Source organism: Mesorhizobium sp. M6A.T.Cr.TU.014.01.1.1, from assembly GCF_004022765.1.
GTDB classification, from domain to species: Bacteria; Pseudomonadota; Alphaproteobacteria; order Rhizobiales; family Rhizobiaceae; genus Mesorhizobium; species Mesorhizobium mediterraneum.
Map to the genome: position 1 here is coordinate 25,554 of NZ_RZPG01000011.1, position 13,528 is coordinate 39,081.

Sequence of the window (13,528 nt, forward strand, 5' to 3'; positions counted from 1 at the left end):
TTTAGGGCCGCCGGTCATGCCTCGATCTCGATCGCCGTCAGCGGCTTCGAACAGCAGGCAAGGATGAAGCCGTCGTCGATCTCGTGATCGAGGATGCCGCCATTGTGGCTCATCTCGACCGTGCCCGAGACCTTTTTCACCTTGCAGGTTCCACACAGGCCGAACTCGCAGGCCGCCGGGATGCGCACGCCCGAAGCGCGCGCCGTCTGCAGCACGGTCTGGCCGGCAACGCAGTCGGCATCGACATCCGAAAGCGAAAAGCGGATCGGCGTTGCGGCCTCAGCAGGTGCCTCGACCCCGCCCTCTGCCGGCCCACCCGCTGCTGACGAAGCGAATGGAGCCGGTATTTCCTCCACCACCGGGGTCGCGAAGCTCTCCTGATGATAGTTGCCCATATCGAAGCCGGTGGCCTCCAGCATCTGCCGCACCGCACGCATGAACGGGTCGGGGCCGCAGCAGAAGATTTCGCGCTCGCGAAAATCGGGCGCCAGCAGCGGCAGCCGTATCGCGTCGATCCGGCCCATATGGCCGAACCAGCCCTCGCGGCTGGAGCGCTCCTCGATCATGAAGCCAAGCGTGAGGCCCGGCATGCGGCTGCCCAGCAGCTCGAGCTCCTTGCGGAAGATGATCTCCTCGGGCTTTCGCGCGCAGTTGACGAAGCCGACATCGGTCCATGGCGCGCAGTCGTTCAGCCAGCGCAACATCGACATCATCGGCGTCACTCCGGAGCCGGCCGAAATGAACAGATACTTGGCCGCGGGATGGCTATGCAGCGAAAAGTCGCCCGTCGGCCCATAGGCTTTTACATGAACGCCGGGCTTCAGATTGTCGAACATCCAGCGCGTGCCTAGACTGCCGGCCTGCGCCTTCGCCGTCACAGTGATCGAGAACGGGCGCGACGGCGAGGACGACAGCGTATAGGTCCGCATCAGCGGGCCGTCGATGGTCGGCAATTCCAACGTCACGAACTGGCCCGGTCTGTAGCGGAACCAGGTCTGGTTGTCGGAGCGGAAGGTGAAGGTCTTCACGTCAGGCGCCTCGTCGCTGACGCCGATCACCTCCAGCACCTGGAGCCTGTCGTTCCAGGGCGCCATCTCGTCGAGATGGCGGTAGAGCCCGAGGTCCGTCATTGCGTTCATCTCTTCACGTTTCTCTCAGGCGACGCTGCGCAATGCCGGCCGGCCGTCCTCGGCTAGGCGCGGCCCGATGAAGGAGGCGTACCATTCGACGAACTGGATGACGCCGCCCTCATGCAGTTCCGAATAAGGGCCGGGCTCATAGGCCGGCGACAGGATGCCGAAGGCGTTTTCCTCGACGATGCGGCGGTCCTGGTCGTTGGTCTCGGTCCATACATGGGTGAGTTCGGCAAGGTCGTAGTCGACGCCTTCGACCGCGTCCTTATGGACGAGCCATTTGGTTGTCACGGCGGTTTCCGTGGCGCTGATCGGCAACACGCGGAAGGTGACCGCATGATCGCCGAGGATGTGGTTCCAGGTCGTCGGATAGTGATAGAGCAGCAGCGAGCCGACACGGTCGGTCGAAACGCTGTCGGAAAGGTTCTTCTTCACGGCGCGTGTTCCCGTCATCGTATAGCTGACAGCGTCGCGCAGCAGCGGTGCGCGGGTGGCGCGGTATTGCCCGGCCGGATCGATGCGGAACTTGCTCGGCAGGCCCGCCGCCTCGCATTTCGCCCAGTGCGCCAGCATCTCAGGATCGCTGTCGGCGCCCTGCACGCCGGTCACGGTCGGCGCTTCCGGGAATGTCTTGCACAGTTCCGGATGATTGCCGGCGCAATGATAGCACTCGCGGTTGTTCTCCCAGACGAGCTTCCAATTGCCCTTCTCGACGATGGTCGATTCGAAGGCGACCTTTGCCTCGCGCAGCCGGTGCGGCAGCAGGTAAGGCTCGATCATGGCGCGCATCGGCGCGAAATCGGCGGGCTCCTTGGCCAGGCAGATGAAGATGTAGCCGCCGACACTTTCGCAAGCCACCGGCTTGAGGCCGAACTGGCTCTTGTCGAAGCCGTCCGCCATCTGGCGGGCGAACAAGAGCCGGCCGTCTAGCTCGTAGGTCCACTGGTGATAGGGGCAGACGAGCTTTGCCGCCGTGCCCTTGTCGGCGTTGCAGACGCGGCTGCCGCGATGCCGGCAGGAATTGTGGAAGGCATTGATCTTGCCTTGCTGGTCGCGGACCAGCACGACCGGATAGTCGCCGATCTGGGCGGTGATGTAGCTGCCCGGCTTCGGCAACTCGCAATCGTGGCCGATGAACAGCCAATCGCGATACCAGATCAGCTCCATGTCGAGCTTGAAGAAATCGGGATCGGTGTAGAAGGGCTGCTCGAGCGAATAGCCTTGCCTGCGGCCGTGCAAGAGCCTCAGCATGTCGTTGCGCGAATCCATGTCCTGTCCTCATAGCCGTCGCATCGGCCCGAAATCGGAATCGATTTCGGAAAGCACGATGCGCAATTCAAAGTCTTGGAGCGTACTTTATGCGTCCAGATGGACGCATGTCGCTCCAAAGACTGAACTGGTGGTGATTGAGGAGGGATCGCTTGCACGCCGGCGACAGGCCAGACATGCATCATCCACCTCTTGACCGCCCACCGCGATCAGTCGAGTCTAGACACCTCGGGCTGGTTTCCGGGCTCTGGAGTGTCCTTGCGGACAGTCGCGACACCTTCCCAGGCTTGTGGCCCAGTGGTCTCCCGTTGCGACTTGAACTCCACCACCGTTGCGGGGGCAGCGCCGGGATTTGACCGGCTTCCCAATTCTCCGCTTCGTCGTCACCAAGCGGCACCTGAGATGGCGTCATCTAATCATGACGGCCAGCTGGCTGTCGGCATGAAAGCGACATCGTATCCATGCGGCGCGACACGGCCCGCGAAACGTGCAGGTTGGTAATTGCAGGGCTGAAACCCATTTTTTCGGCCGCCATTGTCGGCCGCCGTGACATCGAATTCCGACCCGCGGCGGAGGCAAAGAAGGTTAACAGTTTCCAAAAGTGACTATTAGCCGCTTCTAAAATCGAACCGAACGGTTCGTTTCTGTTGACAATGCGTGCATGACGCTGTGAACGCAAGTCCGCCAATCCGTCAAATCGTCAAATGGCGACTTTGGCATAAACCTTTGAAAATAAAAGATAAAGCAGCGCCTGTAGAAGCGTCTGGTACAATTTCAAGGTGTAGATTCTTGGTCCACACGGAACAACTTCGTGATTGGAATCTGCGGGATGGCCTTCCCACATCGGGGCTGTCCGAACGACGCGAATTCCTTCCAAGACACGCCGCTAGCCGGACGGAAAACTAAGATACTGGAGTACCAAAAATGAAAAAGATTGCTCTTACTGCCGTCGCCGTTCTGGCCATCACCGGCAGCGCCTTTGCCGGCAGCGACCATTATGGGTCCAACGGCGCCAACCAGCCGACCGCTGCGGTCGACAGCTCGTACACGGCTTCCATTCAGAAGCCGGCTCACGCTGAAAAGCCCGCCGTCCAGGGCGCCGACCGCAACCTTTTCGGCAACAACTAACAGCTGAGCCCAGACCATGATCCCGAAAAGTGGAAACCGGTTTTCGGAAAAGATCATGGTCAAACAAGAAGACAGAGCGGCGGCAGGTCCGCCGCTGGGGATCTTTAGAAATTCAGGAGTATTGGAAATGAAGAAGATTGTTCTTGCCACCGCCGCCATTCTGGCCATCTCCGGCAGCGCTTTTGCCGGTAGCGACAACTATGGATCGAACGGCGCCAACCAGCCGGCCGCTGCGGCCGACAACTCATACACGGCTTCGGTTCAGAATTCCGCTTCGGCGCAGAATCCGGTTCCGGCCGACGAGAAACCTGTCCACGGCAGCGACCGTAACCTCTTCGGCAACAACTAACAGCCAGTTCCAACAGCAGCGGCGGCATTTGCCTGCCGCGCTGATGGGATACGAAAATCCAGGAGCACTGAAATGAAGAAGATCGTTCTTACCGCCGCCGCGCTTTTGCTTGCTGCCGGCAGCGCCTTTGCCAACAACGACAATGTTGGCGGGACCGACATCAACAAGCAGGCGACCGTCAACGTCGACAACACGCAGACGTCTTCGGTACGCAACACCGGCTCGCCGGTCTACAAGCTGCTCAATTCGTCGGGCGACGTAGAGAAGTCCGCCCCGCAGGGCAGCGACCGGAACCTGTTCGGCCGCTAGCGCATCGGCCCGAAAATCGGAATCGATTTTCGGAAAGCACGATGCGTAGGTTCAAAGTGTTAGAGCGTACTTTATGCGTCCACTTGGACGCACGTCGCTCTAACAGCGACCTGAATGCACAAGAGCGGCGGGCTTTGCCCGCCGCTCTTGTTTTTGGCTTCGCCAAACAACTGCTCGGCAGTCTGCTGCCGTTCTCAGGCCGCCTTTGCTTCCGCTTCGTGAAGCGTGAAGGACCGCCCGTCGGTATCGAAAATATGCAGGTCGCCGGCATCGGCACTCAACCGCAGCGTCGCACCCCGCTTGACCTCGACATTGCCGGGCAGCTTGGTCACCAGCGGCAGGTCGGCGCGGCCGATGTCGACATAGACGAGCTGGACCTCGCCGAGCTGCTCGACATAATCTACCGTTCCCTCGAAAAGATAATCCGCGCCGCTAGCGATCATCAGATCCTCCGGCCGCACGCCGAAGCTCACCGAAGCGCCCTTCGCTGAGGCCGGCGTGGCGATCGGCACCGTCGCCTTGCGCCCGCCGACATGGCTGACGATGGTCGGGTTGCCTGATTTGTCGATCGTCGCCGGCAGGATGTTCATTGCCGGCGAGCCGATGAACTGGGCGACGAACAGATTGCCGGGTTTCTTGTAGAGCTCCATCGGCGTGCCGACCTGCTCGATATGGCCGTCCTTGAGCACCACGATGCGGTCGGCCAGCGTCATCGCCTCGACCTGGTCGTGGGTCACGTAGATCATTGTTGTGGCAGGCATCGACTCCTTGAGCTTGGCGATCTCGATGCGGGTGGCGACGCGCAGTGCCGCGTCGAGGTTCGACAGTGGCTCGTCGAACAGGAAGACCTTCGGGTTGCGCACGATGGCGCGGCCGATGGCGACGCGCTGGCGTTGGCCGCCCGACATCGCTTTGGGCAAGCGGTCGAGATATTTGGTCAGCTGCAGGATTTCCGCCGCTTGGCGCACCCGCTTGTCGATCTCGGCCTTGCTCTCCTTGCCGATCTTCATCGAGAACGCCATGTTGTCGTAGACGGTCATGTGCGGGTAGAGCGCATAGGACTGGAACACCATGGCAATGCCCCGCTTCGACGGTGGCACGTCGTTGACCACCTCGCCGGCGATCTTGAGCTCCCCGGAGGTGATTTCCTCAAGCCCGGCGATGGACCGCAGCAAGGTCGACTTGCCGCAACCCGAAGGGCCGACGAAGACGATGAACTCGCCCGACTTTATGTCGAGGTCGATACCGTGGAGAATGTTGAGATTGCCGTATGATTTCTTCACTTGCCTTAGCGTGACATCGGACATGGGTTCCCTCCAGTGAATTGCAAACTCAGTCGATGCGCCCGAACCAGGCGCCGTAGCCGCCGAGGCGGATAGAGCCGGCGCCAGTCTGTCCCGAAAACCCGTGCCCCGGCAAGGGCTGCAGCGAGCGTCCGCCGAGATTGACTTCCGCCGGTCGGCTGCCGAGATTGAAGACGCAGACGATCTGCTCGTTGCCCTCGCGGCGCGTGAAGGCGACCGTATCGCCCTCGCTCTCGATGAAGTCGATATCGCCCTTGGCCAGCGCCGGATGCAAACGGCGGAAGGCGAGAAAGCGCCGGTAGTGTTCGAGCAGCGAGCTGTCGTCGCCCTGCTGCACATCGAATGCTTGCGAAAGGTGCTTGGCGGGCACGGGCAGCCATGGCTTTGCCTTGGAGAAGCCGCCATTGCTGTCGTCGCCATCCCAGACCATCGGCGTGCGGCAGCCGTCGCGGCCCTTGAATTCCGGCCAGAAGCGGATGCCGTAGGGGTCCTGGAGATCCTCGAATTGCAATTCCGCTTCGCCAAGACCAAGCTCCTCGCCCTGATAGATGCAGACCGAGCCGCGCAGCGACATCAGCAGCGCCGAGATCACCTTGAGATAGGCGGTCTGGTCGGCTTCGCCGGCCGCCCAGCGTGAGGCAGTGCGCATCACGTCGTGGTTGGAGAACGCCCAGCATGACCAGCCGTCGCTGGCGACCTTGCCGAAGGCTTCCAGCACCGAACGCACCTTGGCCGCGCTGATTTTTTCGGGCGCCAGGAAGTCGAACGAATAACACATGTGCACGCGCTTGCCGCCGGCGGTATAGGCCGCCACCACCTCCAGCCCGCGTTGCGAATCGCCGACTTCGCCGACCGCCGCTGTCGCCGGATACTCGTCGAGCAGGGCGCGGAAGCGCTCGAGGAAGCCGAGGTTTTCGGGGCGGCTCTTGTCGTAGAGGTGGTCCTGGTAGTTGTAAGGGTTGACGGAAGGAGCAGTCTGGTCGTTGCGTTCTTCGGGCGGCAGCGGCGGATTGTCCTCCAGGCCCTGGCTGTGGAAATAGAAGTTGATGGTGTCGAGGCGGAAACCGTCGACGCCGCGCTCCAGCCAGAAGCGGGTGACATCGAGCAGCGCGTCCTGGACGGCGCGGCTGTGGAAATTAAGATCGGGCTGCTCGGCCAGGAAATTATGCAGGTAATATTGCTGGCGGCTGGTGTCCCACTGCCAGGCAGAGCCGCCGAAGATTGACAGCCAGTTGTTGGGTGGCGTGCCGTCGGGCTTGGCGTCGGCCCAGACATACCAGTCTGCCTTGGGATTGGTGCGGCTCGAGCGGCTTTCCCTAAACCACGGATGGATGTCGGCCGTATGCGACAGCACCTCGTCGATCATCACCTTGAGCCCGAGCCTGTGCGACTCGGCGGTCAAGGCATCGAAATCGGCCAGCGTGCCGAACATCGGATCGACGTCGCAATAGTCTGACACGTCGTAGCCGAAATCCTTCATCGGTGATTTGAAGAACGGCGAGATCCAGATGGCATCGACGCCGAGCGCAGCGATATAGGGCAGCCTGGCGATGATGCCCCTGAGGTCGCCGATGCCGTCGCCGTTCGAATCCTGATAGCTGCGCGGATAGATCTGGTAGATCACGGCACCGCGCCACCAGTCGCGGCCGACGGCGAGGTCGGGGCTCAACGTCGCTTTCACAGCGGATTGCATGATCTCAACCACCTTTCACTGAGCCGGCGAGCAGCCCGCGGACGAAATAGCGCTGCAGCGAGAAGAACACGATCAGCGGCACGACAATGGTGATGAAAGCCGATGTCGTCAGGATCTCCCAGTCGCCGCCGCGCGAGCCGAGCAACGCATTGAGCTTGGCGGTCAGCACGATCTGGTCGCCCTCAGTGCCGAGGAAAACCATCGCAACCAGCAGGTCGTTCCACACCCACAGAAACTGGAAGATGGCGAAGGAGGCCAGCACCGGGAACGACAGCGGCAGCACGATCTTGACGAAGATCTCGAAATCGCTGGCGCCGTCGATGCGCGCCGATTCCATGATTTCGCGCGGCAGGCCGGCAATGTAGCTTCTCAGGAGATAGATAGCGAAAGGCAGACCGAAGCCGGTATGCGCCAGCCAGATGCCGAGATAGGTTTTCGACGGCACGCCGAAGAAGCTGCCGACGCCGTTGTAGAGCTTCAGCAGCGGGATCAGCGACATTTGCAGCGGCACGACCAGGAGGCCGATGATAACCGCGATGAGCAATGCCCGGCCGGGAAAGCGCATCCAGGCCAGCGCATAGGCCGCGAACGCCGCGATCAGGATCGGGATGACAGTCGCCGGGATGGTGACGGTCAGCGAATTAATGAACGAGCGGCCGATGCCCTCCGAAAACAGCACCGTATTGTAATTGTCGGTGGTGAACTTCGGCGGCGCCGACGAGGCGTAGTAGACGCGCTGGCCGCGCATGCCCTCGAAGGGCTTCGTTGAGGTCATGACGAAACTGCCGTCGGCGTTGAGCTGCAAGGTCTCGCCGTCGCCGAGATCGGCTGTCGTGCCGGCGGGATATTGCGTCGGCGCCGCCGACTTGACGCCGAAGGCGCTGATGTCGCGGGCCGCATCCTCGCCGAAGATGTTGCCCTCGAGGACGAACTTGCCGTCCTTCTCGACTTGCGCCGAGGCGGGCGGCAGCCGGCCCGCTTCCGTCTGGGTGGAACTGGCAAACGAGTTCCACCAGCCCGAGGCGATGATCTGATCCTTGTCGCGCAGCGACGAGACGAGAATGCCGAGGGTCGGGATGGTCCAGATCGCGACGAAGATGAAGACGGCGATATGGACGCCGAAACGGCTGGCAAAAGACTTTCCGGTCGCCACGGCCATCTCAATGTCCTCCCGTCTCTTTGTTCGCCTGGCGGATGTTCCAGACCATGATCGGAATGACCGCGATCATGATGATGATGGCGATGGTCGCGCCACGGCCGAAATCACCGCCGCCGCGGAACATCCAGTCGAACATCAGATTGGCCAGCACCTGGCTATTCCATTGGCCGTTGGTCATGGTCAGCACGATGTCGAACACCTTCAGCACCAGGATGGTGATGGTGGTCCAGACGACGGCGATCGTGCCCCAGATCTGCGGCACCATGATCTTCCAGAAGATCTGGAACGGATTGGCGCCGTCGATGACGGCCGCTTCCAGCGTCTCTTCGGGAATCCCCCGCAAGGCTGAGGACAGGATGACCATGGCAAAGCCGGTCTGGATCCAGATCAGGATGATCATCAGGAAGAAATTGTTCCAGAACGGCAGCGATATCCAGACCTGCGGCTGGCCGCCGAAATACTGGATGATGGCGTTGAGCAAGCCGATCTGCGTCTGGCCGGCGCCTCTATACTCATAGATGAATTTCCAGATGACGCTGGCGCCGACGAAGGAGATGGCCAGCGGCAGGAAGATGAGGCTCTTGGCGATGGTGCCCCACCAGATCTTGTCGGTGAGGACGGCGATGATCAGCCCGAGGAAGGTGCAGGCGGCGGGCACGACCGCCAGCCAGATGATGTTGTTGAGGATGGAGGTGCGGAACTCGCGGTCGCCGAGCGCCCATTCATAGTTGGCGAAGCCGACGAAGTTGGCGCCGCCGCGATCGAGGAACGACAGCCTGAGCGTCTCCACCACCGGGTAGATCAAATAGATGGTGAGGATGATCATGGCCGGGCCGACGAACAGCCACGGCCGGATCATCCCCTGCCGGCGCAAATTGTCGATGGCCGCAGCACCTGCGACGCCACGCGACGGGAAGATGATGTCCACCAGCTTGTTGGCGCCCCAGAAATAGGCGACGCAGCCGCCGACGCCGACGATGATGACTGTTATGGCCGAGAAAATCTGAGCCGCCACGGGTCCCTCCCTCTGCGCATGATCCGCCAGTCGAGAATGGCTTTGGCGACGGGATCATGGGCCGATTCAGTTGTTGAGAGCGATCGAACGCAAACCGGTTTCCACCATTGCTGATCGCACTCCAAGCTGGAATGTCGTTGTACTCGTGACAATCGGTGCGGCGCGGGCCGCCGGTCGGATCCGGGCCATTGAGGCCCGGATCCATTCAGGATCGGTAGTCCGCACGTTCAGCCGGGGACGCCTACTTGATCGCGTCCCAGCTCTTCTGGATGTCGGTGGCGACATCCTGCGCGGACTTGCCGCCGACAAGATCGATCATGCCGGTCCAGAAGGCGCCGGCGCCGATCTTGCCCGGCATCAGGTCGGATCCGTCGAAGCGGAAGGTTGAGGCTTCGGCAAGGATTTCGCCCTGCTTCTTCAGCGCGTCGCTGGCATAGGCATCCTTGTTGACCGATTTGAGCGGCGTCACGAAACCGCCCTGGGCCATCCAAATCTCATGGGCGAGCGGCATCTTCAGGAATTCGATGAACGCGCGGGCACCCTTGCTATCTTTAGTGATCATGGCCAGCGTGCCGGCGCCGAGCACCGGGGTGCCGAGGTCAGGCTTAGAGGCGTAAGGTGGGAAGTAGAAGAAGTCGGCATCCTGGCCGATCTCTGTGCCTTCCGGAAAGAAGGTCGGGATGAATGACGCCTGATGATGCAGATAGCACTTCGGCGGCACCGAGAAGAGGCCTTTCGGGCTGTCGCGGAAGTCGGTCGCGGCAACCGCCTTGGCGCCGCCGTCGACCATTTTGTCGTCGGTCGCGATCTTGCCGAAAATGTCGATGGCATTGACCACCGCGGGATCGTTGAACGGAATTTCGTTCTTCACCCACTTGTCGTAAGTTTCGGGCGTCTGGGTGCGCAGCATGATGTCCTCGACCCAGTCGGTCGCCGGCCAGCCGGTGGCGCCGCCCGAACCGAGCCCGATGCACCATGGCGTGCCGCCGTCGGCGATGATCTTCTTTTCGAGCTCGGCGAGTTCTTCCTGCGTCTTCGGCACCTCGTAGTCGGCTTCCTCGAAATTGTCAGGCGAGTACCAGACCAGCGATTTCACGTCGGCCTTGTAGGGAAAGGCGAAGAAGCCCGGCTTGCCGTCCTTGTCGTTGAAGGTGCCGAGATCGACCCATGACTGGCCGGCGCCGTAATTGTCCTTGATCCAGTTGGCGGTGTCGTCGCCGAGCGGCGTCAGCAGGCCCTTGGACGCCAGGTCCTGGATCAGGCCCGGCTGCGGCAGCACGGCAATGTTGGGCGGGCTGCCGGCCTGCGTGTCGATGACGATCTGCTGTTCGTAATTTTCCGACGAGGAGTATTTGATCTCGGCGCCGGTGGCTTCCGAGAAATAGTCGAGAACGGTGCGGATGAGCCCCTCGTCCTCGCCGCGCCATGGCCCGAAGATCGACAGCGTCTCGCCCTTGAGGTCGACTTTCTTGAGGTCTTCGTAATTCGCCCAGTTGAAGCGGGGATCTTCGCCCGGCTTGAATTTCAGTTCGGCTTGCGCCGGCGCGCCCAGGGCGAGCGCGACAAAGGCGGCGCTCAGCAGAAGCATTTTCTTCATCGGTATTCCCTCCCAGTGGTGACAAACACTCGGACGGAACCTCCATTCCGTCCGCCGACGCTGCAGGACTGTGACTCAGTCGGAAAGGAACCGCAACCTTTCGAAGAGTCTTCCAAAGCGCTTTGGTCTTTTCGATCACGCCACTGAATCGATCAGGAGTCAAGAGGGGTCGCGTGCTAATCGATTTAATTTTCGCGATATAAGAGCAACTAAAGTGCGCTGCAGCATGCTTTTTTGGCGCTGCGGCAGCATATTTTGCTTCAAACTGGTCGGAAACGGTGCTTATGGTCTTTGCATCAGGCAGGGCTGCCCGTAGCGGCTAGGCCGATCCATAGTTAAAGCGCTTTGAGGCTTGGAGGCCTCCGGTGAACCTCAAACAGCTCTCCCACATGCTGGCGCTTTCGCAGACAACGGTAAGCCGCGCGCTGAACGGCTACCCGGAAGTCAATGAGGAAACGCGCCGGCGGGTGATCGACGCAGCCAAGCGCCACGGCTACCGACCCAACCCGAGCGCGCGCCGGCTGGCCACCGGCAAGACCGGGATGATCGGTTATGTCTTGCCGACCGGCACGGCCGTCGACATCGACCCGCATTTCGTCGAATTCCTGTCCGGTCTCGGCGACTATGCCCGTTCGCATGAACTCGACCTGGCGCTGTCCCCGGCCGATGCCGACGACCAGGAGACGACCTACCGGCGTATTGTCGCCAACCGGCAGGTCGACGCCGTCTACATCTCCTCGCCGAAGCCGGCCGACCGGCGGGTGGCGCTGGTCAACACGCTCGGCATCCCGTTTATCGTCCATGGCCGCAGCGAAGGGCTCGATTTCGACTACCCTTTCACCGACATCGATAATGAGGGTGCCTTCCACGAGGCGGCACGGCTGCTCGTCCAGCTCGGTCACCGGCGGTTGGCGCTGATCAACGGCGACGACCGCGAGACTTTCGCCATCCACCGCGAGCGTGGCGTGCGCCGGGCATTGGCAGCGAGCGGTCTGGTGCTTGGCGAAGGCCATGTCTGTTCCCTCGCCATGACCGAGGAGAACGGCTACCGCGCCGCCAGACGGTTGCTCGAGCAGAGCGATGCGCCGACAGCGATCGCCTGCTCCAGCCTGATCATGGCGCTCGGCGTCGTGCGCGCGGTGCGCGATCTCGGCCTGACCATCCCGGGCGACCTGTCGCTGATCGCCCATGACGACGTCTTCGCCTGGCTGAAGCCGGAGAATTTTTCGGTGCCGTTGTCGACGACGCGTTCGTCGATCCGCCTGGCCGGCGCCCGCGTCGCCGAGCGCCTGGCGGCGCGGATTTCCGGCCTGGAGGAGGGCGCCCGCGGCGAAGTCTGGCCGGTCGATCTGGTGATCAGGGGATCGGTCGCCGGCGCGCCGGGTTAGGGGGGTCGAAGCCAAATCATTCTGAGCGACGAGTTCGATCCAGTCATCCACGTCACTTGCGCGACGGCGCAAGTTGACCTCGGATGGCACCGTTGGGCCCGTTACCAGACGGCTAGTAAGGACATGGCCGGTCTTTCTTTCAAGGGCTGTCACCATTGAGCCATCGGTGGGCGTGGTTGCGATCAGGCATTCGTGGTATACTTTTGCCGTCTTGAAACCGTGACGCTTACTGCGGTTTGCCTTGGGAGATGCCAAATGCGCGTGTCCTTGCTTCTCATTCCACTGCTGCTTTTGCACATTCCGATTGTATCGCAAGCCGCCGCCATCCACGATGCCGCCATGGAGGGCGATGTCGCGGCGATCACAGCAGCGCTCGATGCGGGCGCTGATGTAGATGAGAGTGATGGAAGCGCAACGCCGCTCTATCTCGCGGTCTTTATGGGCCACATCGAAGCGGCAAAACTGCTCATAGAACGTGGTGCGGACGTCAACGCCCAGACGACTGGTGGTCCCGCACTGATGGCGGCTGTCGGAACAGGCAAGATCGATCTGTTAAACCTGTTGCTAGAGCGGGACGCGGATCCAAATTCCGATCGTGATGGCGAATTCGCCCTTCATGTCGCCGTCACTCTCGATTGTTTCGACTGCGTGAAGGCACTGGTCGAGGCCGGAGCGGACGTGAATGCGAAGGCAATGCACGGCAAGACGCCGCTCCATCTGGCAAAAAACAGGGGGCAACGCGAAATTGCCGACTATCTCTTGGCGCATGGCGTCGTCTTGCCAACGCCAGCGCCAATATCAATGAAGTTGGCTTCTGCCGATGTCGAGAAAGGCCGAACCGAATACACCCGCCGGTGTACTACTTGCCACGAAGCCGAGCCACAGGGAGGGAACAAAATAGGACCGAACTTGTGGAGCGTCGTCGGCCGCGACAAGGCATCCATGGCAGATATGCGTTACTCCGAGGCCTTGTTGGGCTGGGAGGGTGTATGGACGTACGAGGACCTGAACAGATTTCTCTTCGAGCCCATGCTCACCACGCCGGGCGTCAAGATGGAGACTCCCGGTGTCCCGGACGAGACCGAACGGGTCAACATGATCGCCTACTTGCGCACACTCAGTGACAAGCCGATCCCGCTGCCCTGAACCGATGATCTCTTGCGCAAGTGCTGCTACGGACCTGC

The 13,528-nt window shown here is 61.4% G+C and carries 12 protein-coding genes and 1 riboswitch; of the genes, 5 read left to right on the top strand and 7 right to left on the bottom strand.

Annotated features, from left to right (window positions below; genetic code table 11):
* Positions 1 to 14: 14 nt before the first annotated feature.
* Both EN885_RS14355 and EN885_RS14360 read right to left on the bottom strand, forming a co-directional pair.
* Positions 15 to 1,130, bottom strand: coding sequence for a hybrid-cluster NAD(P)-dependent oxidoreductase (locus EN885_RS14355; protein WP_128242369.1), 1,116 nt, complete (start codon positions 1,128 to 1,130; stop codon positions 15 to 17).
* A gap of 24 nt (positions 1,131 to 1,154) precedes the next feature.
* Positions 1,155 to 2,402 (bottom strand): aromatic ring-hydroxylating dioxygenase subunit alpha, encoded by a 1,248-nt coding sequence (locus EN885_RS14360; RefSeq protein WP_128242300.1) that lies wholly within the window; start codon positions 2,400 to 2,402, stop codon positions 1,155 to 1,157.
* Positions 2,403 to 2,615: 213 nt separating this feature from the next.
* Positions 2,616 to 2,818, bottom strand: a riboswitch (cobalamin riboswitch).
* A 508-nt stretch (positions 2,819 to 3,326) separates the two neighbouring features.
* Here EN885_RS14360 and EN885_RS14365 point away from each other — a divergent pair.
* The 3 genes from EN885_RS14365 to EN885_RS14375 all read left to right on the top strand — a co-directional run bounded on the left by EN885_RS14365 (position 3,327) and on the right by EN885_RS14375 (position 4,188).
* Positions 3,327 to 3,530: a DUF680 domain-containing protein gene (locus EN885_RS14365; RefSeq protein WP_095484419.1), complete on the top strand. Its 204-nt coding sequence runs from the start codon at positions 3,327 to 3,329 to the stop codon at positions 3,528 to 3,530.
* 127 nt (positions 3,531 to 3,657) lie between these two features.
* On the top strand, positions 3,658 to 3,879 hold the full coding sequence (locus EN885_RS14370; protein ID WP_095484418.1) for a DUF680 domain-containing protein: 222 nt from the start codon (positions 3,658 to 3,660) through the stop codon (positions 3,877 to 3,879).
* A 72-nt stretch (positions 3,880 to 3,951) separates the two neighbouring features.
* A complete protein-coding gene (locus tag EN885_RS14375) occupies positions 3,952 to 4,188 on the top strand; it encodes a DUF680 domain-containing protein (RefSeq protein ID WP_095484417.1) in 237 nt (78 codons plus the stop codon).
* A 194-nt stretch (positions 4,189 to 4,382) separates the two neighbouring features.
* Here EN885_RS14375 and ugpC read toward each other — a convergent pair whose 3' ends face one another.
* From ugpC to EN885_RS14400, 5 genes are all read right to left on the bottom strand, one after another.
* The gene (ugpC, locus tag EN885_RS14380; RefSeq protein ID WP_128242301.1) at positions 4,383 to 5,495 is read right to left on the bottom strand and encodes a sn-glycerol-3-phosphate ABC transporter ATP-binding protein UgpC; all 1,113 of its coding nucleotides are present in this window, start codon (positions 5,493 to 5,495) and stop codon (positions 4,383 to 4,385) included.
* A 25-nt stretch (positions 5,496 to 5,520) separates the two neighbouring features.
* Complete coding sequence (locus EN885_RS14385; protein WP_128242302.1) at positions 5,521 to 7,185, bottom strand: alpha-glucosidase; 1,665 nt, start codon at positions 7,183 to 7,185, stop codon at positions 5,521 to 5,523.
* Positions 7,186 to 7,189: 4 nt separating this feature from the next.
* Positions 7,190 to 8,344, bottom strand: coding sequence for a carbohydrate ABC transporter permease (locus EN885_RS14390; protein ID WP_095484415.1), 1,155 nt, complete (start codon positions 8,342 to 8,344; stop codon positions 7,190 to 7,192).
* Between the two features lies 1 nt (position 8,345).
* On the bottom strand, positions 8,346 to 9,359 hold the full coding sequence (locus tag EN885_RS14395) for a sugar ABC transporter permease (RefSeq protein WP_095484414.1): 1,014 nt from the start codon (positions 9,357 to 9,359) through the stop codon (positions 8,346 to 8,348).
* A gap of 241 nt (positions 9,360 to 9,600) precedes the next feature.
* Positions 9,601 to 10,956 (bottom strand): ABC transporter substrate-binding protein, encoded by a 1,356-nt coding sequence (locus EN885_RS14400; protein ID WP_095484413.1) that lies wholly within the window; start codon positions 10,954 to 10,956, stop codon positions 9,601 to 9,603.
* Positions 10,957 to 11,321: 365 nt separating this feature from the next.
* Between EN885_RS14400 and EN885_RS14405 the strand changes: the two genes are divergently transcribed.
* Positions 11,322 to 12,344 carry a substrate-binding domain-containing protein gene (locus EN885_RS14405; protein WP_095484412.1) on the top strand — a complete coding sequence of 341 codons (1,023 nt, stop codon included), beginning with the start codon at positions 11,322 to 11,324 and terminating at the stop codon, positions 12,342 to 12,344.
* A gap of 255 nt (positions 12,345 to 12,599) precedes the next feature.
* A complete protein-coding gene (locus EN885_RS14410; protein WP_095484411.1) occupies positions 12,600 to 13,490 on the top strand; it encodes an ankyrin repeat domain-containing protein in 891 nt (296 codons plus the stop codon).
* Positions 13,491 to 13,528: the final 38 nt, after the last annotated feature.

What these genes read in the sequence shown, in the direction of transcription:
- EN885_RS14355 (WP_128242369.1), bottom strand. Translation starts at nt 1,130, where the DNA reads ATGACGGACCTCGGGCTCTACCGCCATCTCGACGAGATGGCGCCCTGG.
- EN885_RS14360 (WP_128242300.1), bottom strand. Translation starts at nt 2,402, where the DNA reads ATGGATTCGCGCAACGACATGCTGAGGCTCTTGCACGGCCGCAGGCAA.
- EN885_RS14365 (WP_095484419.1), top strand. Translation starts at nt 3,327, where the DNA reads ATGAAAAAGATTGCTCTTACTGCCGTCGCCGTTCTGGCCATCACCGGC.
- EN885_RS14370 (WP_095484418.1), top strand. Translation starts at nt 3,658, where the DNA reads ATGAAGAAGATTGTTCTTGCCACCGCCGCCATTCTGGCCATCTCCGGC.
- EN885_RS14375 (WP_095484417.1), top strand. Translation starts at nt 3,952, where the DNA reads ATGAAGAAGATCGTTCTTACCGCCGCCGCGCTTTTGCTTGCTGCCGGC.
- ugpC (WP_128242301.1), bottom strand. Translation starts at nt 5,495, where the DNA reads ATGTCCGATGTCACGCTAAGGCAAGTGAAGAAATCATACGGCAATCTC.
- EN885_RS14385 (WP_128242302.1), bottom strand. Translation starts at nt 7,185, where the DNA reads ATGCAATCCGCTGTGAAAGCGACGTTGAGCCCCGACCTCGCCGTCGGC.
- EN885_RS14390 (WP_095484415.1), bottom strand. Translation starts at nt 8,344, where the DNA reads ATGGCCGTGGCGACCGGAAAGTCTTTTGCCAGCCGTTTCGGCGTCCAT.
- EN885_RS14400 (WP_095484413.1), bottom strand. Translation starts at nt 10,956, where the DNA reads ATGAAGAAAATGCTTCTGCTGAGCGCCGCCTTTGTCGCGCTCGCCCTG.
- EN885_RS14410 (WP_095484411.1), top strand. Translation starts at nt 12,600, where the DNA reads ATGCGCGTGTCCTTGCTTCTCATTCCACTGCTGCTTTTGCACATTCCG.